This window comes from Shinella sp. (assembly GCF_049651085.1).
Classification (GTDB): domain Bacteria; phylum Pseudomonadota; class Alphaproteobacteria; order Rhizobiales; family Rhizobiaceae; genus Shinella.
On sequence record NZ_JBASBL010000009.1, the window covers coordinates 165,161 to 188,698 of the forward strand.

Annotated in this window: 24 protein-coding genes and 1 tRNA gene; 20 read left to right on the plus strand and 5 right to left on the minus strand. The window is 64.5% G+C overall.

Features of this window, described 5'->3' with window-relative positions; genetic code table 11:
• The first annotated feature begins 175 nt into the window (after positions 1-175).
• The 3 genes from WA950_RS06035 (at position 176) to WA950_RS06045 (ending at position 2,767) form a co-directional block, all read left to right on the plus strand.
• Positions 176-841 (plus strand): GntR family transcriptional regulator, encoded by a 666-nt coding sequence (locus WA950_RS06035; RefSeq protein ID WP_424550787.1) that lies wholly within the window; start codon positions 176-178, stop codon positions 839-841.
• Positions 842-979: 138 nt separating this feature from the next.
• Entirely contained in the window at positions 980-1,684 is a 705-nt protein-coding gene (locus tag WA950_RS06040; RefSeq protein WP_424550788.1) for a GntR family transcriptional regulator, read from the plus strand.
• 120 nt (positions 1,685-1,804) lie between these two features.
• The gene (locus WA950_RS06045; RefSeq protein ID WP_424550789.1) at positions 1,805-2,767 is read left to right on the plus strand and encodes a dihydrodipicolinate synthase family protein; all 963 of its coding nucleotides are present in this window, start codon (positions 1,805-1,807) and stop codon (positions 2,765-2,767) included.
• 78 nt (positions 2,768-2,845) lie between these two features.
• Here the strand turns inward: WA950_RS06045 and WA950_RS06050 are convergent, their stop codons facing one another.
• Positions 2,846-3,883 carry an Ldh family oxidoreductase gene (locus tag WA950_RS06050; protein ID WP_424550790.1) on the minus strand — a complete coding sequence of 346 codons (1,038 nt, stop codon included), beginning with the start codon at positions 3,881-3,883 and terminating at the stop codon, positions 2,846-2,848.
• Positions 3,884-4,026: 143 nt separating this feature from the next.
• Here WA950_RS06050 and WA950_RS06055 point away from each other — a divergent pair, with 143 nt between their 5' ends.
• The 7 genes from WA950_RS06055 to WA950_RS06085 all read left to right on the plus strand — a co-directional run bounded on the left by WA950_RS06055 (position 4,027) and on the right by WA950_RS06085 (position 11,604).
• Entirely contained in the window at positions 4,027-5,544 is a 1,518-nt protein-coding gene (locus WA950_RS06055) for an aldehyde dehydrogenase (NADP(+)) (protein ID WP_424550791.1), read from the plus strand.
• Between the two features lie 176 nt (positions 5,545-5,720).
• Positions 5,721-6,533 carry a transporter substrate-binding domain-containing protein gene (locus WA950_RS06060; RefSeq protein WP_424550792.1) on the plus strand — a complete coding sequence of 271 codons (813 nt, stop codon included), beginning with the start codon at positions 5,721-5,723 and terminating at the stop codon, positions 6,531-6,533.
• 70 nt (positions 6,534-6,603) lie between these two features.
• A complete protein-coding gene (locus WA950_RS06065) occupies positions 6,604-7,269 on the plus strand; it encodes an amino acid ABC transporter permease (protein WP_424550793.1) in 666 nt (221 codons plus the stop codon).
• A 12-nt stretch (positions 7,270-7,281) separates the two neighbouring features.
• The gene (locus WA950_RS06070; protein ID WP_424550794.1) at positions 7,282-7,932 is read left to right on the plus strand and encodes an amino acid ABC transporter permease; all 651 of its coding nucleotides are present in this window, start codon (positions 7,282-7,284) and stop codon (positions 7,930-7,932) included.
• Complete coding sequence (locus tag WA950_RS06075) at positions 7,925-8,647, plus strand: amino acid ABC transporter ATP-binding protein (RefSeq protein WP_424550795.1); 723 nt, start codon at positions 7,925-7,927, stop codon at positions 8,645-8,647. Before WA950_RS06070 ends, WA950_RS06075 begins: the two co-directional genes overlap by 8 nt.
• Positions 8,648-8,654: 7 nt before the next feature.
• The gene (locus tag WA950_RS06080) at positions 8,655-9,905 is read left to right on the plus strand and encodes an NAD(P)/FAD-dependent oxidoreductase (RefSeq protein WP_424550796.1); all 1,251 of its coding nucleotides are present in this window, start codon (positions 8,655-8,657) and stop codon (positions 9,903-9,905) included.
• A gap of 16 nt (positions 9,906-9,921) precedes the next feature.
• A complete protein-coding gene (locus tag WA950_RS06085) occupies positions 9,922-11,604 on the plus strand; it encodes an aconitase X (RefSeq protein ID WP_424550797.1) in 1,683 nt (560 codons plus the stop codon).
• Here the strand turns inward: WA950_RS06085 and WA950_RS06090 are convergent, their stop codons facing one another.
• Positions 11,605-12,774 (minus strand): nucleotide sugar dehydrogenase, encoded by a 1,170-nt coding sequence (locus tag WA950_RS06090; protein ID WP_424550798.1) that lies wholly within the window; start codon positions 12,772-12,774, stop codon positions 11,605-11,607. It abuts the gene before it with no gap.
• A 182-nt stretch (positions 12,775-12,956) separates the two neighbouring features.
• Positions 12,957-13,046, minus strand: a tRNA-Ser gene (locus WA950_RS06095).
• 233 nt (positions 13,047-13,279) lie between these two features.
• Here WA950_RS06095 and WA950_RS06100 point away from each other — a divergent pair.
• The 3 genes from WA950_RS06100 (at position 13,280) to WA950_RS06110 (ending at position 15,511) form a co-directional block, all read left to right on the plus strand.
• The gene (locus WA950_RS06100; RefSeq protein ID WP_424550799.1) at positions 13,280-13,600 is read left to right on the plus strand and encodes a hypothetical protein; all 321 of its coding nucleotides are present in this window, start codon (positions 13,280-13,282) and stop codon (positions 13,598-13,600) included.
• 36 nt (positions 13,601-13,636) lie between these two features.
• Positions 13,637-14,287, plus strand: coding sequence for a peptide-methionine (S)-S-oxide reductase MsrA (gene msrA, locus WA950_RS06105; protein ID WP_424550800.1), 651 nt, complete (start codon positions 13,637-13,639; stop codon positions 14,285-14,287).
• Positions 14,288-14,518: 231 nt separating this feature from the next.
• Positions 14,519-15,511 carry a BMP family lipoprotein gene (locus WA950_RS06110; protein WP_424550801.1) on the plus strand — a complete coding sequence of 331 codons (993 nt, stop codon included), beginning with the start codon at positions 14,519-14,521 and terminating at the stop codon, positions 15,509-15,511.
• Positions 15,512-15,630: 119 nt separating this feature from the next.
• Here WA950_RS06110 and WA950_RS06115 read toward each other — a convergent pair whose 3' ends face one another.
• Positions 15,631-15,861: a SlyX family protein gene (locus WA950_RS06115; protein WP_424550802.1), complete on the minus strand. Its 231-nt coding sequence runs from the start codon at positions 15,859-15,861 to the stop codon at positions 15,631-15,633.
• A gap of 152 nt (positions 15,862-16,013) precedes the next feature.
• On the opposite strand from WA950_RS06115, the gene WA950_RS06120 reads away from it, so the two are divergent.
• From WA950_RS06120 to deoA, 7 genes are read left to right on the plus strand one after another with little or no spacing between them, the layout of a single operon-like run.
• The gene (locus WA950_RS06120; RefSeq protein WP_424550803.1) at positions 16,014-17,549 is read left to right on the plus strand and encodes an ABC transporter ATP-binding protein; all 1,536 of its coding nucleotides are present in this window, start codon (positions 16,014-16,016) and stop codon (positions 17,547-17,549) included.
• Complete coding sequence (locus tag WA950_RS06125) at positions 17,546-18,679, plus strand: ABC transporter permease (protein WP_424550804.1); 1,134 nt, start codon at positions 17,546-17,548, stop codon at positions 18,677-18,679. Before WA950_RS06120 ends, WA950_RS06125 begins: the two co-directional genes overlap by 4 nt.
• Positions 18,680-18,684: 5 nt before the next feature.
• A complete protein-coding gene (locus WA950_RS06130; protein ID WP_424550805.1) occupies positions 18,685-19,656 on the plus strand; it encodes an ABC transporter permease in 972 nt (323 codons plus the stop codon).
• Between the two features lies 1 nt (position 19,657).
• Positions 19,658-20,050, plus strand: coding sequence for a cytidine deaminase (locus tag WA950_RS06135; RefSeq protein WP_424550806.1), 393 nt, complete (start codon positions 19,658-19,660; stop codon positions 20,048-20,050).
• Positions 20,047-20,859 (plus strand): purine-nucleoside phosphorylase, encoded by an 813-nt coding sequence (locus WA950_RS06140; RefSeq protein WP_424550807.1) that lies wholly within the window; start codon positions 20,047-20,049, stop codon positions 20,857-20,859. The genes WA950_RS06135 and WA950_RS06140 overlap by 4 nt, the downstream gene beginning before the upstream one ends.
• Complete coding sequence (gene deoC, locus WA950_RS06145; protein ID WP_424550808.1) at positions 20,846-21,625, plus strand: deoxyribose-phosphate aldolase; 780 nt, start codon at positions 20,846-20,848, stop codon at positions 21,623-21,625. The genes WA950_RS06140 and deoC overlap by 14 nt, the downstream gene beginning before the upstream one ends.
• The gene (gene deoA, locus WA950_RS06150; protein ID WP_424550991.1) at positions 21,621-22,940 is read left to right on the plus strand and encodes a thymidine phosphorylase; all 1,320 of its coding nucleotides are present in this window, start codon (positions 21,621-21,623) and stop codon (positions 22,938-22,940) included. Before deoC ends, deoA begins: the two co-directional genes overlap by 5 nt.
• Here the strand turns inward: deoA and WA950_RS06155 are convergent.
• Positions 22,930-23,463, minus strand: a complete 534-nt coding sequence (locus WA950_RS06155) for a TIGR02281 family clan AA aspartic protease (protein ID WP_424550809.1) — start codon at positions 23,461-23,463, stop codon at positions 22,930-22,932. The genes deoA and WA950_RS06155 overlap by 11 nt on opposite strands.
• Between the last annotated feature and the right edge of the window lie 75 nt (positions 23,464-23,538).

Consider the following 23,538-nt stretch of genomic DNA (forward strand, 5'->3'; position numbering starts at 1 on the left):
CGATTTCAGGCTGTCTAAGCGCCTTGGCGGGCATGCCGGCGGCGCGGTCGTTCTTTCATAGAAAAATTGGATCCAATATACAATCATGTTTCGTGCATCGGCCTCCAGGTGCGTTTGTTGCCCGGTCGCCGGATTCGACCTATGACCGATTTCTCCATTCACCGGGGTTCATGTGATGAAATTTGCAGCCGTCGATGTCAGGCAAGCCGCTTCGGCGGCCGACATCGTCTATGAGGCCCTGCGCAAGGCGATCATCGAAGGCGAGCTTGCCGTGGGCGAGAGCCTTCGGCAGGAAGAAATCGCGCAGATGTTCAACACCAGCCGCATCCCCGTGCGCGAGGCGCTCTCCCGGCTGGAGCAACATGGCCTCATCACCACCCAGCGCTACAAGGGGGCGGTTGTCGCCGGCCTCTCCATCGAGGAAATCGAGGAGATCTTCGAGTTTCGCGCGTTGATCGAGGCCGAGGTCATCCGCCTTGCGGTGCCCAATCTCGACGGGGAGGTGCTGGAGCGGGCGCGGCTCTACTGCAGCGCATTCGACCACGAGACCGATCCGCATCGGTGGGGCGAGATCAACCGGAATTTCCATTACAGCCTCTACGAGGCTTCGCGCCGCCCCTACTATCTGCAGAATGTGCGCTCCTCGCTCGATCGCATCGATCGCTATCTGCGCGCCCAGCTCACCTTCACCAATGGCGTGTCGCGGGCCGGCCGCGAGCACGAGGCGATCCTTGCCGCCTGCCAGAAGGGCGATGCCGATCTTGCCTCGCAACTGACGCGCGATCATATCCTCGACGCGGGAAAATCGCTGATGACGTTCCTTCGGGAGCAGCGGGCGTAAAACGGGCGGGTTTTCCCGCCCTTTCTTTTCCATCCGTTCCTTTGATGGCTTGACGACGCTTTCGTCAAAATGCCCATTTTAAGCGATTGATAGCGCGGGCAGACAGTTGTATTTCTTTTGTCGACAAAAGGATTTTCGATGACCAAAACCGTTTCCAGCTCCCTGCCCGAGCGCAAGCGCGGCTCCGGCGTAAAAATGGTCTACGACCTGCTGCGCGACGAGATTCTCGACCTGCAGCTCGCACCCGGCAGCCCGATCGACGAGGTGCAGCTTGCCGAGCGGTTCAAGATGTCGCGCACGCCGATCCGCGAGGCGCTGGTGCGGCTTGCCGGCGAAGGGCTGATCGAGACCCTGCCGAACCGTTCGACCATGGTGGCGAGCATCGATTTCCTGAACCTCAACACCCTCTTCGATGCCCTCGTGCTGATGTACCGCGTGACGACGCGGCTCGCGGCGCAGAGCCATCGCCCGGAGGACCTTGCCGTCATCCGTGGATTTCACGAGGATTATGCCGAGGCGGTCAGGGCGCGCGATACGCTGGCCATGATCTCGACCAATGCCGCCTTCCACGCCGCCATCGCCGAAGCTGGCCGCAATCCCTATTTCACCGGCTTGTTCCGCCGGCTGCTCGACGAGGCGCGGCGTATCCTGCGCCTTTACTACCAGTCCTATGAGGAGCAGTTCCCGCAGCTCTTCGTGGACGAACATGCGGCGATCATCGCGGCCATCGAGGCGCGCGACATCGAGGAGGCCGACCGCCTCGGCAAGGCGCATGCCGAGCAGATCGTCGCGCAGGTCCAGAAGCTTTTCAGCCGCAACGACCGCCTGGACATTCCGCTCTGAGTTCTTGTATTTTTCTTGTCGACAAATAAAATACAGAGTGCTATATCTACCATCGAGAGAGGGGAGGCCATGCGTTATTGCCGGCCGTTCCCGACCGAACGGCAAAAAAGGAGATTTGACGTGAAGGCCAAGGTATTTTCCGGTGTCATTCCTGCTCTGATGACCCCCTGCAAGGACGACCGCACCCCCGATTTCGACGCTCTCGTGCGCAAGGGCAAGGAACTGATCGAGAAGGGCATGTCCGCCGTCGTCTATTGCGGCTCGATGGGTGACTGGCCGCTGCTCACCGATGCCCAGCGCATGGAAGGCGTCGAGCGCCTGGTGAAGGCCGGCGTTCCGGTCGTCGTCGGCACCGGTGCCGTCAGCACGGCGTCCGCCGTCGCCCACGCCGCCCACGCCCAGAAGGTCGGCGCCCATGGCCTGATGGTGATCCCGCGTCTTCTGTCGCGCGCCACGATCGTTTCCGCCCAGAAGGACCACTTCAAGGCGGTTCTGGCCGCGGCTCCGGATCTGCCGGCTGTCATCTACAACAGCCCCTATTACGGCTTCGCAACCCGTGCGGACCTCTTCTTCGCGCTGCGCGAGGAACATCCGAACCTGATCGGCTTCAAGGAATTCGGCGGCGGCGCAGACATGCGTTACGCAGCCGAGCACATCACCAGCCGCGATGACGACGTTCTGCTGATGATCGGCGTCGATACCTGCGTCTTCACCGGCTTCGTCGATTGCGGCGCGTCCGGCGCCATCACCGGCATCGGCTGCGTCCTGCCGAAGGAAGTGCTGCACATGTGCAATCTGGCAAAGGCGGCTGCTGCCGGCGATCCGGATGCCCGCCAGCGCGCACTGGAGCTGGAATCGGCGCTCGCCGTGCTCTCCTCCTTCGATGAAGGCCCGGACCTCGTCCTCTACTTCAAGCACATGATGGTGCTGAAGGGCGACAAGGAATACACGCTGCACTTCAACGAGAGCGATGCGCTCTCCGACAGCCAGCGCGGCTATGTCGAAGCCCAGCTCAAGCTGTTCGACACCTGGTACGCCGAATGGAGCAAGCTGCCGGGCGCCGTAGAGAAGTACAAGGCGTAAGCTTCAGGCTTTCCCCAATGCGAAAGGCCCTCCGCAAGGAGGGCCTTTTTTTGTCGGCTGACAAATAGGAAGACACGATCAGGAGATCGCGTCGAGGCCCTTTTCCAGCAGGCGGTCGAGCTGTTCCACCTCGGCGGCGCTCAGCGTGACGCCGTCCGTGTCGGAGACCTTGCGGGCGGCGAAGCGGCGCTGCGAGGGCAGGCGGGCGCCCTGGCCGACAATGGCGTCGAACAGCACTTCGGCGCGGGCGAAGGGATTGCCGGGCCGGCCGGCGGCGAAGGCTTCCGGCGACATGGCGATGATGAGTTCGCCATGGAAGGGCGAGAGCGTCGTCGTGCCGAGATAGTCGAGCACTTCAGGGCTCGTCAGGTCGCCGATCATGATGCCGGCGAGCAGCTCGATCATCGTGCCGATGGCCGAACCCTTGTGGCCGCCGAAGGGCAGCATGGCGCCGTCAAGCGCGGCTTCCGGATCGGTGGTCGGGTTGCCCTCGGCGTCGATCGCCCAGCCTTCCGGCAGCTGCTTGCCGGCGCGGCGGTGCAGCTCGATCTCGCCGCGCGCAGCGACCGAGGTGGCGAAATCGAAAACATAGGGCGACCCGTTGGGGCGCGGCCAGCCGAAGGCGAAGGGGTTGGTGCCAAGCAGCGGCTTGTTGCCGCCGGTCGGCGCGACCGTCGCATAGCTCGGGCACATGACGAGGCCGGCAAGGCCTTCCTTCGTCACGGCTTCCACTTCCGGCCAGAGCGCGGAGAAATGGGTGCAGTCGTTGATGACGAGGGCGGCAATGCCGAGCTTGCGGGCGCGGTCGGCCAGTGCCGGAACGCCAAGCTCGAAGGCGGGGTTGGCAAAGCCGCCGTCTGCGTTGACCTTGACGATGGCGGAGCCCTCGTTGAGGTCCAGCTCAGGCACGGCATCCGGCTTGACCTTCCCGGCCTTTACCGTGCGCAGCGCGCCTTCGATGCGGTAGACGCCGTGCGACTTGCAGGCATCCCGCTCGCCGGCGACGATAACGCGGGCAATGGCCCCGGCCTGCACGGCGTTCAGGCCAGCCTTTAGGAAGATCGCTTCGACCCGCTGGTGAAGGGCGGCAATCGTAAAGGTCGTGCTTTGCGTCATCTCTCGTCTCTTCAAGTCTGGTGCCGCCGTGCGGTCGGCGATTGAACATTTGCATACATAGAGTATACAAGATTTCGATAAGTGCAATTCGCACCGCCGTCGCCTATATCGGGCGAATCCCATTCCAACGAAAGGTACGTCAAATGGCTTTCACTCCCAACGGTAAACACCTCGTCGCCGGCGAATGGCTCGACGGGGAGGGTACCTTCGCCTCTACGCCAGCCCACGGACCGTCGCATAATTTCGCCGTTGGTACGGTCGCTCTCGTGAACCGCGCAGCCGAGGCTGCCGAAGAGGCGTTCCTCAGCTACGGTTATTCCTCCCGCGCCGAGCGTGCCGCGTTCCTGCGCGCTATCGCCGACGAGATCGAGGCGCGGGCCGAGGCCATTACAGAGATCGGCACGCAGGAAAGCGGCCTGCCGGTTGCGCGCCTTCAGGGCGAGCGTGGCCGCACCACCGGCCAGCTGCGCCTTTTCGCCGACCACATCGAGAATGGCGACTATCTTGACCGCCGCTTCGACGCCGCCCTGCCGGATCGCCAGCCGGCGCCGCGTCAGGAAATCCGCCTGATCCAGCGGCCGATCGGCCCGGTCGCCGTGTTCGGCGCCTCCAACTTCCCGCTGGCCTTCTCGACGGCCGGCGGCGACACGGCGGCAGCGCTTGCCGCCGGTTGCCCCGTCGTGGTGAAGGGCCATTCCGCCCATCCGGGCACCGGCGAGATCATCGCCGAGGCCATCGAGGCCGCCATCCGCAAGACCGGTGTGCATCCGGGCGTCTTTTCGCTGATCCAGGGCGGCAACCGCCAGGTCGGTGAAGCAGTGGTTCAGCATCCGCTGATCAAGGCCGTCGGCTTCACCGGCTCGCTGGCCGGCGGTCGTGCGCTCTTCAACCTGTGCGCCGCCCGTCCGGAGCCGATCCCGTTCTTCGGCGAGCTCGGCTCGGTCAACCCGATGTTCCTGCTGCCGGAAGCCCTGAAGGCTCGTGCCGAAGCGCTCGGTCAGGGCTGGGCTGGCTCGCTCACCATGGGCGCCGGCCAGTTCTGCACCAATCCGGGCATCGCCATCGTGGCCGAAGGGGCCGATGGGGATCGCTTCACCGCCGCCGCCGTCGAGGCGCTCGGCAAGATCGGCCCGCAGACCATGCTGACGGACGGTATCGCCAAGGCCTATCACGATGGCCAGGCGCGCTTTGAAGGCCGCAATACGGTGAAGCCGCTGTTCACGACGCAGTCGGCCGGCCGCGAGGCGCTGCCGAACCTCTTCGAGATTTCCGGCGAAAAGTTCCTCGCCGACCATGCGCTTTCCGAAGAGGTCTTCGGCCCGCTCGGTCTCGTGGTCCGCGTCGGCTCGGTCGATGAGATGGTTGAGCTTGCCCGTGGCTTCGTCGGCCAGCTGACCGCGACCATCCACATGGATGCCGGCGATCTCGACAATGCCAAGCGCCTGCGCCCGATCCTTGAGCGCAAGGCCGGCCGCGTGCTCGTCAACGGCTTCCCGACGGGCGTCGAAGTGGTCGATTCCATGGTTCACGGCGGCCCGTATCCGGCCTCCACGAACTTCGGCGCGACGAGCGTCGGCACGATGTCGATCCGCCGATTCCTGCGTCCGGTTTCCTACCAAAATATGCCGGAAGGCCTGCTGCCGGAAGATTTTCTCAACTGATTCAGTCTGTTGAATAGAGCGGAGCCGGGCCTTCCAAGGGAGGCCCGGCTCCCGTATTTTTATGCTCCCGGGCTATATACTTTTTGTATATTGGTTGTATTTTGTTGGCAGGTTGACGTTTGGCGCAGGAGGATCTTCGCTGGCGTGAACTGCTAGATCAATCCAGGGAGAGAGTTATGAAGAAGATCTCGGTCCTCGCCTTCGGCCTCGTGGCCGCCACCGCTCTGACCAGCCCGGCCAAGGCCGACAAGCTGGACGACATCATTTCGTCTGGCACGCTGCGTTGCGCCGTCGTCCTCGACTTCCCGCCGATGGGTTCGCGCGACGAGAACAACAACCCGATCGGCTTCGACGTCGACTACTGCAACGATCTCGCCAAGGCGCTCGGCGTCACCGCGGAGATTGTCGAGACGCCGTTCCCCGAGCGTATCCCGGCCCTGATGTCCGGCCGCGTCGATGTCGGCGTCGCCTCGACCTCCGACACGCTGGAACGCGCCAAGACCGTCGGCATTTCGATCCCCTACTATGCTTTCGAAAACTCGGTCGTTGCGAGCGAGAAGGCGGACTTCGCCAATTGGGAAGGCATGAAGGGCAAAGTCGTCGGCGCCACGGCCGGCACCTATGAGGCAATCTGGCTGGAAGGTCAGGTCAAGGCCTGGGGTGAAGGCGAGTTCCGCCCGTACCAGACCCAGGCCGACGTCTTCCTCGCCCTGAGCCAGGGACAGCTGGACGCCACCGTTTCCACGACCGAAGTGGCCAATGCCAACGTCAAGTCCGGCAAGTTCCCGGGCATCAAGATCGTCGACAAGGCCCCGATGGTTCCGGACTACGTCGCGCTCTTCACCAACCGCGAGGAATACGGCTTCCTCAACTATCTCAACCTGTTCATCAACCAGCAGGTTCGTACCGGACGTTACGCCGAGCTTTACAAGAAGTGGGTCGGCGAAGGCGAGCCTGCGAACCTTTCCGTGAACGGCGTCTATCGTTGATCTCACCTTGACACTGACGGCGCGGGACGATTGTCTCGCGCCGTTCCTCGTTTCCAAAAGGTGAGACGGCATGTTCAACTACACCTTCCACTGGAACCAGGCGCTGAAGGCGTTGCCCCAGATGCTCGACGGAGCGCTGGTCACGCTGCAGATTGCGCTGCTTTCCATGGCCATCGGCCTCGTCGTCGCCCTGGCGCTGACGCTCTTCCGGCTGTCCGGCAACCGCGTCCTGAACGGCTTCGCCACGGCCTGGGTCGAGGTCGCGCGCAACACGCCGGCCCTCTTCCAGATCTACATGGCCCATTTCGGCCTCGGCAATTTCGGCATCCACCTCAGCCCCTTCACGGCGCTGCTCGTCGGTATCGCCTTCAACAATGCCGGCTATCTCGCGGAGAACTTCCGCGGCGCGCTGAAGGCGATCCCGGAGACGCAGACCCGCGCCGGCCGCTCGCTCGGCATGACGCCGCTGCAGGCCTTCCGCTACATCGTCATGCCGCAGATGCTGCGCATCGCCTTCCTGCCGGCCACCAACCAGATGGTCTGGGCGATCCTGATGACGTCACTCGGCGTCACCGTCGGCATGAACACGGATCTTGCGGGCGTCACGCAGGCCTTGAACGCGGTGTCTTTCCGTACCTTCGAATTCTTCGCGCTTGCGGCGGTGATCTACTACCTGATCGCCAAGGCCGTGACGCTCGCCGCCCGGCTCGCCGCCGCGCGCATGTTCCGCTACTGAGAGGGGTAAGCCATGTTCGATACCGCTCTCACCTGGGCCGATCTCGGCTTCCTTGCGCAAGGCGCCGCGATGACGCTCGCCGTCACCGCCGTCTCCGTGCTGGCGGGCACCGTGCTCGGCGTCTTCTTCGGCGTCGTGCGCAACCAGCTCGGCCCCTACTGGTCGATGCCGATCACCTTCCTGCTCGATATCTTCCGCTCCGTGCCGCTGCTCATCCAGCTCGTGCTCGGCAATGCGCTGCAATCGATCATGAAGCTCGGCTGGGCGCCCTTCACCACGTCCTGCGTGGTGCTGTCGCTCTATACCGCTGCCTATTGCACCGAGATCGTGCGCGGCGGCATTTCCGCCGTGCCGGCCACAACGCGCCGGGCGGCCCGCTCGCTCGGGCTGACCTGGTGGCAGGACATGCGCTACATCGTGGCGCCGCTCGCCACCCGCGTCTCGCTGCCGGCATGGATCGGCCTGACGCTCGGCGTCATGAAGGATTCGGCCCTCGTGCTCTGGCTCGGCCTGATCGAGCTCCTGCGCGCCTCGCAGATCCTCGTCACGCGCCTGCAGGAACCGCTGTTCATCCTGCTGATCTGCGGCGCCATCTACTTCATCATCAGCTTCCCCATCGCCCGGCTCGGCGGTTATCTCGAAAGACGGTGGTCCAATGATTGAGATCGAAAACGTCCGCAAATCCTTCGGCTCGCTCGAAGTCCTCAAGGGGATCAACCTCACCGTCGAAAAAGGCGAGGTGCTGACCATCATCGGCGGCTCGGGCTCGGGCAAGTCGACGCTGCTCACCTGCATCAACGGCCTGGAGACTATCGACGCCGGCCGCATCGTCGTCGACGGCACCGACGTCCACGCCAAGGGCACGGACCTCAACAAGCTGCGCCGCAAGCTCGGCATCGTCTTCCAGCAGTTCAATGCCTTCCCGCATCTGACGGTTCTGGAAAATGTCATGCTGGCGCCGCTCAAGGTGCTGGGCCAGTCCAAGGCCGAAGCCGAGGCGATGGCCGTCAAGCAGCTCACCCATGTCGGCCTCGGCGACAAGCTGAAGGTCTATCCGAACCGCATGTCGGGCGGCCAGCAGCAGCGTATGGCGATTGCCCGCGCGCTCGCCATGTCGCCGGCTTACATGCTGTTCGACGAAGTGACCTCGGCGCTCGACCCGCAGCTCGTCGGCGAAGTGCTCGACACGCTGCGCATGCTGGCTTCCGAAGGCATGACGATGATCTGCGTCACGCATGAAATGAAGTTCGCTCGCGAGGTTTCCGACCGCGTCGCCTTCTTCCACAAGGGTGTGATGGCCGAGATCGCCCCGCCGGAAGCGCTGTTCGGCGCGCCGAAGGATCCCGACCTTCAGGCGTTCCTCGCCGCGACCCACTGAGGCCATCATGAAGACTGGAATCGAACCCGGCGTCGTCGTCATCGGCGCCGGCGTGGTCGGCCTGTCCGCGGCGATCGCCGCGCAGGCGCGCGGCCTTGCCGTCACCGTCCTCGAACGCGAGGAGCCTGCCGCCGGTGCGTCCGCCGGCAATGCGGGCGCCTTCGCCTTCACCGACATCCTGCCGCTCGCCTCGCCCGGCATTCTCAGGAAGGCGCCGAAATGGCTGCTCGATCCGCTCGGGCCGCTCTCCGTGCCGCCGTCCTATGCCTTGCAGATCGCGCCGTGGATGTTCCGCTTCTGGCGCGCCTGCTCGGCAGGCCGTGTCGCCCATTCCACCGCCGCGCAGACCGCGCTGATGGATCTTTCCAGGGCCGAGCTGGAGCCGTTCCTCGATCAGACCGGCACGGCCGCGATGCTGCGCAAGGACGGCAATCTCCAGGTCTATGAGAGTCAGGCCGAGCTCGACGCCTCGCTGCCCGGCTGGAAGGTACGGGAAGAACACGGCATCGAGTTCCGCCACATGGATGCGGCCGCCATGGCGGAAATCCAGCCCGGCCTTGCGCCGCGCTTCACGCATGGCACCTTCACTCCCGGCTGGTATTCCATCGCCGATCCGAAGCTCTACACGCTGGCGCTTGCCGATCATTTCCGCGCCAGAGGCGGCGTGATCGAGCGTGCCGAGGCCTCCAGCCTGCACCCCGTCGAGGGAGGCGTGGAGATCTGGACGGCGGATGGGCGGACGCTGCGCGCGCAAAAGGTCGTGCTTGCCGCCGGTGCGTTCTCCCACCGCCTCGCGCGCACGCTCGGCGAAGCCATTCCGCTCGAAACCGAGCGTGGCTACAACACGACGCTGCCGCTGGATGCCTTCGACCTGCGCATGCAGGTCACCTTCGGCGGTCACGGCTTCGTCGTCTCGCGCCTTTCCACTGGCATCCGCGTTGGCGGTGCGGTGGAACTCGGCGGGTTGAAGCTGCCGCCGAATTTCAAGCGGTCGCAGGCCATGCTGGAAAAGGCCCGCAGCTTCCTGCCGGGCTTGAAGCCCGCTGGCGGCGCGCAGTGGATGGGGTTCCGCCCGTCGCTGCCGGACAGCCTGCCGGCCATCGGCCGCTCCCGAGCGACGCCTGATATCGTCTATGCCTTCGGCCACGGTCATCTCGGCCTTACCCAGTCGGCCGGCACCGCGCGCCTCGTCGCCGATCTCCTCACCGATAGCAGGGCGGCGATCGACATAGCCTCGTTCTCGCCACAACGCTTCTAGCGACAGGAACCGCTCCATGGCCGATCTCTCCGCCCGCAGCATTCTTTCCGGAACAGCCTCCGGTCCGATCATCGCCGCTGGCGAAGCGCTGAGCTTCTGGGGCGGCGTCGATCCGGCGACCGGCCGGGTCATCGACGTGCACCACCCGCTGCATGGCGTCACGATCACCGGCGGCATCCTGATGATGCCGTCGAGCCGTGGTTCGTGCACCGGCTCTGGCGTGCTGCTCGACCTTGCCTTGACGGGCCGCGCGCCCGCCGCGCTGATCTTCAGCGAGGCGGAGGACGTGCTGACGCTCGGTGCGCTGATCGCGGCGGAAATGTTCGGCAAGTCGCTGCCGGTGCTGCGCCTCTCGCGCGATGCCTTCGCCGCGCTCTGTCGTGCCAAAACGGCGCGTATAGGCGAGGCGGCCATCGAGGCCGATGGTCTCGTGATCCCCGTTGCTCCGCCTGCAACCGCTGCCCTCGATCTCACTGGCGACGACCGCGCCATGCTGGAGGGCCGTGACGGTGTCGCCGTGCAGCTTGCCATGCGCATCACCGCGGCCATGGCGGCGCAGCAGGGTGCGTCGAAGCTTACCGACGTGGTGCAGGGCCATATCGACGGCTGCATCTATGCCAGCCCCGCCAACCTCACCTTTGCGGAAAAGATGGCCGATATGGGCGCGAAGGTGCGCGTGCCGACCACGATGAACGCCATTTCCGTCGACCGGGCCAACTGGGAGAAGCAGGGCGTGCCGCGCGATTTCGGCGATCCGGCCGCCCGTCTTGCCGACGCCTATGTCCGGATGGGCTGCCGCCCGACCTTCACTTGTTCGCCGTACCTCCTCGATAGCGCGCCGAAAACCGGCGAAGCCATCGCCTGGGCGGAATCCAATGCCGTGATCTTCGCCAATACCGTGCTCGGCGCGCGCACGGCGAAACATCCGGATTTCCTCGACCTCTGCATCGCGCTGACCGGCCGCGCGCCGCTCTCCGGCGTCTATCTCGATGCGCAGCGCAAGGCGCGCCGCGTCATCGACGTCGACCTGCCGGACAATGTGGACGACGCCTTCTGGCCGCTCGTCGGCTATCTCGCCGGGCGCGCCGCGCCCGACCGCATCCCGCTTTTGCGCGGCCTTGCGGCCGCAAAGCCGACGCGGGACGACCTGAAGGCCCTCTGCGCCGCCTTCGGCACCACCTCGGCGGCGCCGATGCTGCATATCGAGGGCGTGACGCCCGAGGCGGACGATGCGGCAGGACCGGATGCAGACCGTGCGACCATCACCCGGGCCGACATGATCGAGGTCTGGAGAATGTTCAACGACGGGCCGGAAGAGGTCGAGCTTGTCGCCATCGGCAGCCCGCATGCCTCGCTTTCGGAATGCCGTGCCTTCGCCGATGCGCTCGGTGATCGGCAGAAGCACGCGGACGTGGCCGTGATCGTCACGGCCGGGCGGGATGTCATGATGCAGGCGGGCGACGTGCTGGCGCGGCTCAGGGCAAGCGGCGTGCAGGTCCTGCCGGATCTGTGCTGGTGCTCGATCTCCGAACCCGTCTTCCCGCCGAAGACCCGCACGCTGATCACCAATTCCGGCAAATACGCCCACTACGGTCCGGGCCTTTCCGGCCGCACCGTGCGCTTCGGCAATCTTGCCGACTGTATCGAGGCGGCACTGACCGGCCGCGTGCCGCCGCGCCTGCCCGGCTGGCTTGCCTGATCAGTCCCGGCCGAAGACGTCGCGCGTGTAGACTTTGCCGGCGACGTCGTCGAGGTTTTCCGAGAGGCGGTTGGCGATGATGACGTCGGCCCGGCGCTTGAAGGCGTCGAGGTCGCGGACGATTTCCGCGCCGTCGAAGCTGTCCTCCGCGAAGTCCGGCTCATAGACGATGAGGGCAATGCCCTTCGCCGCAACGCGCTTCATGACGTCCTGGATCGAGGATTCGCGGAAATTGTCAGAACCCTTCTTCATGGCGAGGCGATAGACGCCGACGACCTTCGGGTCGCGCGCGATGATATCGGCGGCGAGGAAGTCCTTGCGCGTCGCATTGGCCTCGACGATGGCGCCGATGAGGTTCTGCGGCACGTCGCCGAAATTGGCGAGCAGCTGCTTGGTATCCTTCGGCAGGCAATAGCCGCCGTAGCCGAAGGAGGGATTGTTGTAGTGGCCGCCGATGCGCGGATCGAGGCCGACGCCCTCGAGGATCTGGCGCGTGTCGATGCCGTGCGTCATGGCGTAGGTGTCGAGTTCGTTGAAATAGGCGACGCGCATGGCAAGATAGGTGTTGGCGAAGAGCTTGATCGCCTCCGCTTCGCCCGGGCCGGTGAACAGCACGGGAATGTCCTTCTTCACGGCGCCCTGCCGCAACAGGTCCGCGAACTGGCGGGCCTCGGGCGTATCCGCGCCCATGACGATGCGCGAAGGATGCAGGTTGTCGTAGAGCGCCTTGCCCTCGCGCAGGAATTCCGGCGAGAAGACGATGCGCTCGTCCTGCCGCTCTACGCGCACCGACTGCGTATAGCCGAAGGGGATCGTCGACTTGATGACGATCGTGGCGCGCTTGTTGACCTGCCTGACGTCCTCGATGACCGCCTCGACGCTACCCGTATCGCAGCGATGGGTCTCGGGATCGTAGTTGGTCGGCGTCGCGATGACGACGAAGTCGGCATTTGCAAAGGCTTCCGCCTTGTCCGTCGTCGCCTTCAGCCGCAAGGGCTTCGAGCGCAGGTAGTCCTCGATCTCCGCGTCGACGATCGGCGAGATGCGCGCGTTGAGCGCTGCGACCCGTTCCTGCCAGATGTCGTAGGCGATGACGTCGTTGTGCTGGGCGAGAAGCACGGCATTGGACAGACCGACATATCCGATGCCGGCAACCGTGATATTGACCATGAAAAACCGTCCGAAATAGGCGTGTAAGACTGGATCCGCCGCCTGAAACGCCGGGCTCGACTGGCATTAGGCAACAATAGCATGCCTTGCAAGTGCGTTTCGGCCCGTCTGCCCGCATGAGGCGGAGCCACCGGCTGTTTTCGACGCTGCTTGTCGCACGAACTGAGAGGATGAAATGGAGATGGCGGACAGAGAGGGATTCGAACCCTCGATAGAGTTTCCCCTATACACGCGTTCCAGGCGTGCGCCTTCAACCACTCGGCCACCTGTCCATCCGCTCGCTGCCGGAGGTTAGCCCGGCGCGGTTCGCTTTCCTGTTTCCAATCCGGCGAGACGGCGCGATATATACCGAGGTTTGGCGCGGGATCAACCGCTTTCTGACAGATTTTTGAAGGATATCCCGCATTGCGGTGAAGGATTGCGCAAGATGGCCCGTCTTCCTATCTATAGGCAGGAAACAAGCGAGGCAAAAACCGGCTCGCGCAAGCGCCACCAGGAGGGTGCGATGGTAAGATTCATCCTGAGAGCGATCAGTCTCATAGCCCTCGTCATCGCGGTCATGGCGGGCACGATCGACGCGATCCAGTCGGTTTCCGCGTCCGAACCCGTGCTGACGCCGCTGGCCGTCGCGTGGAGCACGGCAAGCCCTGACACGATCGCGCTGGTCGCTGACGGCATCATGCGCAACTTCCATCCCTACGCCTGGGATCCGACGGCCATGTGGGTGCTCTCCCAGCCGGCCTTCGCCGTGCTGCTCGCCGTCTCGCTGTTCTTCTGGCTGATCGCCTACAAGCGTTCGCCCGTTGCAGGCCGTTTTGCGGCCTGACGCTCCATTTCACGCAATTGCGGCCAGGAGGCCACGATGTTCCTGATCGACATGTTCAACAAGAAGACCGTCATGCCCGCGCCCGAGGCAGCCTTGCCCGGCCGCAACGAGCCCATTCCCACATCCGCCGCGCATTTCGTCAACGGACGGCCGCTGAAGGGGCCCTATCCTGCGGGCCTCAAGACCGTGCAGCTCGGCATGGGGTGCTTCTGGGGCGCAGAACGGTTGCTCTGGCAGATCCCGGGTGTCTGGGTCACTGCATCCGGCTATGCCGGCGGCTTCACGCCGAACCCGACCTATCACGAGACGACGACGGGCCTTACAGGCCATACCGAAGTCGTGCTCGTCGTCTATGATCCCGAAGAGGTCTCGCTCGAAGCCCTGCTGAAGGTGTTCTTCGAGGCGCACGACCCCACCCAGGGCATGCGGCAGGGCAACGATATCGGCACCACCTACCGGTCGGCGATCTATCTCGACGACGAGGCGGACCTTGCAACGGCGCGCCGCGCCCGTGACGTCTACCAGGCGGCGTTGAACGCGGCGGGCCGGACGGACCGCATCACCACGGAGATCGCCGGAACCGGTCCGTTCTACTTTGCCGAGGACGTGCACCAGCAGTATCTCGCCAAGAATCCGGGCGGCTATTGCGGCCTTCGCGGCACGGGCGTTTCCTGCGCCATCGGCTGAAGGCGCCTTTGTTTTCAACGGGCTGGCGCCGCTGCGAACGGGTGTTTAACCCCCCGCTTCGCAGCGGTTCATATTTTTTACCAACTGAAAAAATTCTGGTGAATTTTTCCCGGAGCCGTGCAAGGATGCCGCCAGCCTGACCCAGGGGAAAGGGTCGGTGGCTCCGTTGCGCGCTTTGCGAGCGCCCACGCGGAAGGTCCCTATAAGATCAATAGCGAACAGGGCTGCACAATGAAAAAAACCCTTCTCACCGTTCTCGCCACGGCCGCCATGTCGGCAAGCGCGCTCGCCGCGGATATCAAGCCGGCGATCATCTACGATCTTGGCGGCAAGTTCGACAAGTCGTTCAACGAGGCAGCCTATAATGGCGCGGAAAGGTTCAAGGCCGAGACCGGCATCGAATTCCGCGACTTCGAAATCGCCAACGACGCGCAGCGCGAACAGGCGCTTCGCCGCTTCGCCGGTGATGGCAACAATCCGATCGTCATGGCGGGCTTTTCCTGGGCCGCTGCGCTTGAGAAGGTCTCCGTAGAATATCCGGACACCAAGTTCGCCGTCATCGATATGGTTCTCGACAAGCCGAATATCCGCTCGATCGTCTTCAAGGAAGAAGAGGGCGGCTGGCTCGCCGGTATCCTGGCCGGCATGGCGTCGAAGTCGAAGACCGTCAGCTTCGTCGGCGGCATGGACATCCCGCTGATTCACAAGTTCGCCTGCGGCTATATCGGCGGCGCCAAGTCGCTTGGACCGGATTACAACGTCCTTGAAGCCTATACGGGCACGACGCCGGATGCCTGGAACGACCCGGTCAAGGGCGGTGAAATCGCCAAGTCGCAGTTCGACCAGGGTTCGGACGTGGTCTACCACGCCGCCGGTGGCACGGGCGTCGGCGTCCTGCAGGCTGCCGTCGATGCCGGCAAGCTTGGCATCGGCGTCGATTCCAACCAGAACGGCATGCATCCGGGCAAGGTGCTGACCTCCATGGTCAAGCGCGTCGACGTCGCCGTCTACGATGCCTTCATGACCGCCAAGAACGATACGTTCCAGCCCGGCGTCAACGTGCTCGGCCTCAAGGAAAATGGCGTCGACGTCGCGATGGACGAGAACAACGCGGCGCTCATTACGCCGGAAATGAAGGCTGCGATCGACAAGGCCCGCGCCGACATCATCTCGGGCGCCGTGAAGGTGCACGACTACATGTCGGATGAAACCTGCCCCTACTAAGCGGCATTGAACGGCCCGTTTGCGCAAGCAGACGGGCCGATTCCGTCTTCAAGGACGCCTGTTTTGCCTGACCCAATTCCCCGAACGCTGAACCGCTGCGCGCGCTTGCCGAAATGGCCTCAATAGTGCGGCGGGCGCGTGATGGCCGGGGCTTCGAGGGCTCCCTCTTCCAGCGCGAGGAAACGTTCCGTCAGCCGGTCGACTTTTGATCGCAGTTGCTCGACCACGCGCCATTGTTCGGCGAGCTGGTCGGAAAGCTCCTCGATCGTATTGGCCTGATGGGCGATATGCTCCTCCAGGCTGGCAAGGCGCTGGGATTGGGTCTCGTCGGGATGGGCGGGCGTGGTCATGGCAATCCTCGTCGATCAGGGCCGGCGGCGTGAGCTATAGCGGCGCGGGCCCGCGCCCGCAATCGGGCTGGACAAGCGCTTCGGAAGTAACAAGACTAAGACCGGCAGGCCGGACGGCTGTCGGCCCCAAATCCCCGTAAGAGTGGATCGTCATGAGCGAATTGGCAATCGAACTGAAGGGCATCGACAAGAGCTTCGGCCTCGTCCACGCCAACCGGAACATCAACCTGAAGGTCCGAAAAGGCACCATTCACGGTATCATCGGCGAAAACGGCGCCGGCAAGTCCACCCTCATGTCCATCCTCTACGGCTTCTATCAGGCCGATCGCGGCGACATCCTGATCGGCGGCAGCAAGGTCAATATCCGCGACCCCAATGCCGCCATCGCGGCCGGCATCGGCATGGTGCACCAGCACTTCATGCTGGTGGAAAACTTCACCGTGCTGGAAAACATCATGCTCGGCGCGGAGGAAAGCCAGATCCTCAATGCCGGCATCACCAAGGCGCGTGGAGAGCTGAAGCGGCTCGAGAAGGAATATGCGCTGGAGGTCGATCCCGATGCGGTGATCGAGGAACTGCCGGTCGGCATCCAGCAGCGCGTGGAAATCCTGAAAGCGCTTTACCGCAAGGCCGACATTCTCATTCTGGACGAGCCGACGGGCGTTCTGACGCCGCCCGAAGCCGACCACCTTTTCCGCATCCTCGAACAGCTGAAGGATCAGGGAAAGACGGTTCTCCTCATCACCCACAAGCTGCGCGAGATCATGGCGATCACCGACGAGGTCTCCGTCATGCGCCGCGGCGAGATGGTCGCGACGCGCACCACGAAGGATACTTCCGTCGAGGAGCTGGCCGAGCTGATGGTCGGCCGCCGCGTGCTGCTGCGTGTCGAGAAGGGCGAGGCCAGGCCGGCCGACGTCAAGCTTTCGGTGAAAAACCTCACCGTGCGCGACAGCCGCGGCGTGACCATGGTCGATGACGTCTCCTTCGACATCCGCGCCGGCGAGATCGTCGGCATTGCCGGCGTTGCCGGTAACGGCCAGTCGGAATTGCTGGAAGCGATCGCCGGCATCTGCCGCGCGCAATCCGGCACAGTGCTGCTCAACGGCAGCGAAATCGACGTGACCGGCCATGCCGACCCGGCGCAGCTGCGCAAGCGCGGCCTTGCCCACGTGCCGGAGGACCGCCACCATGTCGGCCTCGTCCTCAAATTCGAGGAGAGCGAGAACGCCATCCTCGGCTATCACGACGATCCGAAGTACCGCAAAGGCCCGTTTCTCGACATAGACGCCATCCGCGCCGATGCGGAAGCGAAGATCGCCGCCTACGACATCCGCCCGCCGAACCCGCGGCTGAAGACCGCGAATTTTTCGGGCGGCAACCAGCAGAAGATCGTGCTGGCGCGCGAGATGGAGCGCGGGCCGGACGTGCTGATCATCGGCCAGCCGACGCGCGGCGTCGATGTCGGAGCCATCGAATTCATTCACAGGCGCATCATCGAAATGCGCGATCAGGGCAAGGCGGTGCTGCTCGTCTCGGTGGAGCTCGACGAAATCCGCGCGCTGTCGGACCGCATTCTGGTGATGTTTGCCGGCCGGGTTGTCGGCGAGCGCACGCCGGACGCCACCGAAGGAGAAATCGGCCTGTTGATGGCCGGTGTGGAAGGCCGGAAGGAGGCCGCGGAATGAGTGTTCCCTATGCGAAACTGCCGGCCTGGGCCGAATACGGCCTGATCCCGCTGATCAACCTCGCCGTCGCCTTCCTGATTTCCGGTCTCGTCGTGCTGATCGTCGGCGAAAGCCCTCTGGAAGCCGCCTATCACATGATCAACGGCGCCTTCGGCCGCGGCGAATATATCGGCTTCACGCTCTACTATACGACGACCTTCATCTTCACTGGCCTTGCCGTGGCGGTGGCCTTCCATTGCGGCCTGTTCAATATCGGCGGCGAGGGGCAGGCCTATATCGGCGGCATCGGCGTGGCGCTTGCCTGCCTTGCCTTCGACCGCACGCTGCCCTGGTATCTTGTCTTCCCGATCGCCATCCTGGGCGCTGCATTCTTCGGCGCGCTCTGGGCGGTGATCCCCGGCTGGCTGCGGGCCAGGCGTGGCAGCCACATCGTCATCACGACGATCATGTTCAACTTCATCGCCGCGAGCCTGATGAACTACCTGCTCAACAAGGTGTTCAAGCCGCTCGGCTCCATGTCGCTCGAAACCCGCACCTTCGAGACCGGCGGGCAGTTGCCCAAGCTCGACTGGCTGATGTCGATCTTCGGCCTTTCCGTCGGCACCGCACCGTTCAACATTTCCTTCCTGCTGGCGCTTGTCGCCGCCTTCGGCGTCTGGGTGCTGATCTGGCGCACCAGGCTCGGCTATGAGATGCGCACCATGGGCCACAGCCCGGAGGCCGCGCGCTACGCCGGCATCAAGGAGGCGCGCATCATCGTCATCGCCATGATGATTTCCGGCGGCCTTGCCGGCATGATGGCGCTGAACCCGATCATGGGCGAGCAGTTCCGCATGCAGCTTGATTTCGTGCAGGGCGCCGGCTTCGTCGGCATCGCGGTGGCGTTGATGGGCCGCTCGCACCCGGCAGGCATCATTCCTGCCGCGCTGCTCTTCGGCATGCTCTATCAGGGCGGCGCGGAAATCTCCTTCGAGATGCCCTCGATCTCCCGCGACATGATCGTCATCATCCAGGGGCTGGTGATCCTCTTTGCCGGCGCGCTTGAACACATGTTCCGTCCGGCCATCACGCGCATCATCGTCGGGCTTTCGCCCAAGGGCCGCGACGTCGCCGCCACCAAGGGAGCCTGATCGCCATGGATTTCTTCCAGACCTTCATCGAGCTTTCCCAGTCCACCGTCCGCGTCTCGACGCCGCTGATCCTCGCCGCCCTTGCCGGTCTCTTCACCGAACGGGCCGGCGTCTTCGACATCGGCCTTGAGGGCAAGATGCTGGGCGCGGCCTTCGCCGCCGGCTCCGTCGCCTATATCACCCAGTCGGTCTATATGGGCCTGCTTGCCGCCATTCTCGTTTCGGTCCTGCTCGCGTTGGTGCACGGCTACGCCTCGATCACCCAGCGCGGCAGCCAGATCGTCTCGGGCGTTGCGATCAACTTCGTCGTCGCCGGCTCGACGGTGATCCTTGGCGAGGCGTGGTTCCGTCAGGGCGGACGCACGCCGGCGCTCTCCGCCGATGGCCGCTTCGGCACGATCCAGCTGCCTTTTGCAGATAGCGTGCGCGAGGTGCCGATCCTCGGCCCGCTCTATTCGAACCTGCTCTCCGGCCATTCGCCGCTCACCTATCTCGCTTTCCTGATGGTGCCGCTCAGCTGGTGGATCCTTTACCGCACGCGCTTCGGCCTCAGGCTGCGCGCCGTCGGTGAAAATCCGGGCGCGGTCGATACCGCCGGCATCTCGGTCATCTGGCTGCGCTACCGCGCGGTCATCTGCTGCGGCATCCTGTGCGGCATTGCCGGCGCCTATCTCTCGCTGGCGGCCAATGCCGGCTTCACCAAGGGCATGACGGCGGGCAAGGGCTATATCGCGCTCGCCGCACTGATCTTCGCCAAGTGGCGGCCGAAGAACATCCTCTTCGCCTGCCTGCTCTTCGGCTTCCTCGATGCCTTCGCCATCCGCTACCAGGGCTACGCCTTCCCGCTGATCGGCAAGGTGCCGGTACAGCTGATGCAGGCGCTGCCCTATATCCTCACGGTGATCCTGCTTGCGGGCTTCATCGGCAAGGCCATTCCGCCGAAGGCCGGCGGCGTGCCCTACGTCAAGGAGCGCTAGAATGTCCCACGACCTCTTCGAGGCGGCGCGCGCGGCAATGAGCCTTGCGCATGCGCCCTACTCCAAGTTCCCGGTCGGCGCGGCGATCCGCGCCGAGGACGGCAGGATCTATGCCGGCGCCAATATCGAGAACCTGTCCTTCCCGCAGGGCTGGTGCGCCGAGCCGACCGCGATCAGCATGATGATCATGGGCGGGGCGAAGAAGATCGTCGAAATGGCGGTCATTGCGGAAAAACTGCCGCTCTGCCCGCCCTGCGGCGGCTGTCGCCAGAAGATCGCGGAGTTCGCCACGGCCAGGACGCCGATCTATCTGTGCGACGAGACAGGGGTGAAGAAGACCATGACCATGGAAGAATTGCTGCCGCACGGTTTTTCGACGGATATCCTCGGATGAGCGTCCAGACCACCGACCTCCTGCTCTCCCGTCTCGGCGACGTGGCGCCGCGCTACGGCATCGTGCTCGGCTCCGGCCTCGGCTCGCTGGTGGACGCGGTCGAAAACCCGCTGCGCATTTCCTATTCGGACCTGCCGAGCTTTCCGGTCAGTTCCGTCTCCGGCCATGCCGGCGAGCTGGTCATCGGGCATCTGGGCGCGGTGCCGGTGATCATGCTGTCCGGCCGCGTGCACTTCTATGAACGGGGCGATGCCAATGCCATGCGCACGCCCATCGAGGTGCTGAAGGGGCTCGGCGTCACCTCGTTGATCCTCACCAACTCGGCAGGCTCGCTGCGCCAGGACATGCCGCCCGGCTCGGTGATGCGCATTGCCGACCACATCAATTTCTCCGGCACGAACCCGCTGATCGGCCTCGACAGCGACGACCGCTTCGTCGGCATGACCAACGCCTACGATGCCGATCTTGCGGCCCGCATGGACGCGGCGGCCAAACGGCTCGACATTCCGCTTTCGAGCGGCGTCTATATGTGGTTCTCCGGCCCGAGCTTCGAGACGCCGGCGGAAATCCGCATGGCGCGCGTCTTCGGCGCGGATGCCGTCGGCATGTCGACCGTGCCGGAGGTGCTGATCGCGCGCCATCTCGGCCTCAAGGTCGCAGCCGCCTCGGTCATCACCAACTACGGCGCCGGCATGACGGGCGCCGAACTCAGCCATCACGAAACCAAGGATATGGCCCCGATCGGCGGGAAGCGGCTTGCCGCGATCCTTTCCGAAATGATCGCGGGCGGAGGCGATGAACATGCATGAGGACCGCAAGAAGGAGACCGCGAGGAAGGCGCTCTCGCTGCTCGACCTGACCGACCTCACGGACACCTGCGATGCCGCAGCCATCGAAAAACTCTGCGCGCAGGCGCAGACGCCCTTCGGCACGACGGCCGCCATCTGCATCTGGCCGCGCTTCGTGGCGCAGGCCCGCGGCATTCTCGGCGCCGGTCATGCGGTGAAGATCGCCACGGTCGTCAACTTCCCCTCCGGCGAGCTCGTCGTTTCCAAAGTGGTTGCCGAGACGAAGCAGGCGATTGCCGACGGCGCCGACGAGATCGATCTCGTCATTCCCTACCGCGATTTCATTGCCGGCGACGAAGCGGCCGTGACGGAGATGGTGGCTGCGGTGAAGGCCGCCTGCACACCGCCCGTCATCCTCAAGACCATTCTGGAAACCGGCGAACTCAAGGATCCGGCGCTGGTCCGCGAGGCCTCGGACCTTGCGATTGCCGCCGGCGCGGATTTCATCAAGACCTCGACCGGCAAGGTTCCCGTCAACGCCACCCTGCAAGCCGCCGAGGTCATGCTGAACGCCATCAAGGCCAGCGGCAAGCCGGTCGGTTTCAAGCCGGCGGGTGGCGTGCGCACAGTGGGCGATGCGGCGGACTATCTTGCGCTCGCGGCCACCATCCTCGGCGACGACTGGGCGAAGCCAAAGACCTTCCGGTTCGGTGCTTCGGGCCTGCTCGCAGATATCCTCACCGTGCTCGGTGGCCAGTCCGCACCGTCAGCGCCGGCGAGCTATTAGAATGCTCCCGCAGGAGACGATCCGCCGCAAGCGGAACGGCCAGCCTCTTTCCCGCGAGGAGATCGCCCGTTTCGTTGCGGGCATCACGGATGGCAGCGTCTCCGAGGGGCAGGTGGCGGCCTTCGCCATGGCGGTCTGCTTCAACGGTATGGCGCGCGACGAGACGGTGGCGCTGACGCTTGCCATGCGCGATTCGGGCGACACGCTCGACTGGTCGGGCATCGACCGGCCGGTTGCCGACAAGCATTCGACCGGCGGCGTCGGCGACAATGTCTCGCTGATGCTGGCGCCGATCGCGGCGGCCTGCGGCCTTGCCGTGCCGATGATTTCCGGCCGCGGGCTCGGCCATACGGGCGGCACGCTCGACAAGCTGGAAGCGATCCCCGGCTATACGATCATGCCGTCCGCCGACCTGTTCCGCCGCACCGTGCAGGACATCGGCTGTGCGATCATCGGCCAGACGGCCGATCTCGCCCCGGCCGACAAGCGCCTCTATGCGATCCGCGACGTCACCGCGACGGTCGATTCCGTCCCGCTGATCACCGCTTCGATCCTCTCCAAGAAGCTCGCAGCCGGTCTCCAGTCGCTGGTGCTGGACGTCAAGGTCGGCAACGGGGCCTTCATGACGGATACGGCCGAGGCCGAGACGCTGGCCCGCTCGCTGGTGGAAGTCGCCAACGGTGCGGGTGTCAAGACCGCTGCTCTCATCACCGACATGAACCAGCCGCTGGCGGATGCGGCCGGCAATGCCGTCGAGATCGCCAGTTGCATCGCCTTCCTGAAGGGCGAGAAGGCCGGCACGCGGCTGGAGCGCGTCGTACTCGCCTTCGCGGCGGAAATGCTTGTCCTGTCAGGCCAGGAGACGGATCTGGCCGTGGCCGAAGCCAAGGCGGGCAGGGCGCTTGCCAGCGGCGCGGCGGCCGAAACCCTCGGCCGCATGGTGCATGCCCTCGGCGGGCCGTCCGACATCGTGGAGAAAGCGGATCGCTATCTGGTGCCCGCCCCGGTCATCCGTCCGGTCAGGGCCGCTGATGGCGGCTATCTCGTCTCCTGTGATACGCGGGGCGTGGGACTTGCCGTCATCGAGCTTGGCGGCGGGCGCACCAGGCCGGACGATGCGATCGACCATCGCGTCGGCTTTGACCGGCTGTTGCCCCTCGGCACGAAGGTGGAAAAGGGCGTGGAGATCGGCCGCGTGCATGCGGCCAGCGAGGCGGATGCGGCGCGCGCCATGGAGCGTCTTGCCAGCCTCTACCGGATCGCGCCCGAGGCGCCGGCGGCATCATCCGATATTCTGACGCGCATCAGCGCGTGAGGTGCAGCCGGCCCTCTTCCACCTTGTAGGAGGTAAGCCCTTTCAGGAAGCTCATGCCGATCAGTGTGCCGGACAGCGCCTTGTCGTCGAGCACCATCGCGCCGACATTCTCGATACGAACCGGGCCGATCTCTATCTTGTCGAGGCGGATATAGGCCGCGCGCGTCTTGCCGTTGGCCGTATCGACGGCATAGCGGAAATCGAGGCTTGCCTTGTCGATGCCGATGCGCTGCGCCGTCGAGACGTTGAGGGCGACCATGCTGGCGCCGGTATCGACCATGCCTTCTTCCTTGCGGCCGTTGATGGCGAAGAGGCCGGTGAAATGGCCATCCGTATTGGCGCTGATCACGGCGCTGCGATTGCCGGTATAGCGCGCCGCGCCCTGTCCGGTCTGGACGGCCACCTTCTCGATCCTGACGTCGGGCGTCTTGCTTTCTTCGAGATAGCGGGTCGCAAGGCCGGGCACGAAGGTGGCGGCGGCAATGACGGAGCCGACGACAAACACAAGGCTGCGAACGAACATGGGACAGTCTCCGGAAGGATTTGTCCCGAAATAGCACGCATCCGGCTAACGGAAGGCAAAAGGGACGCCTGATGG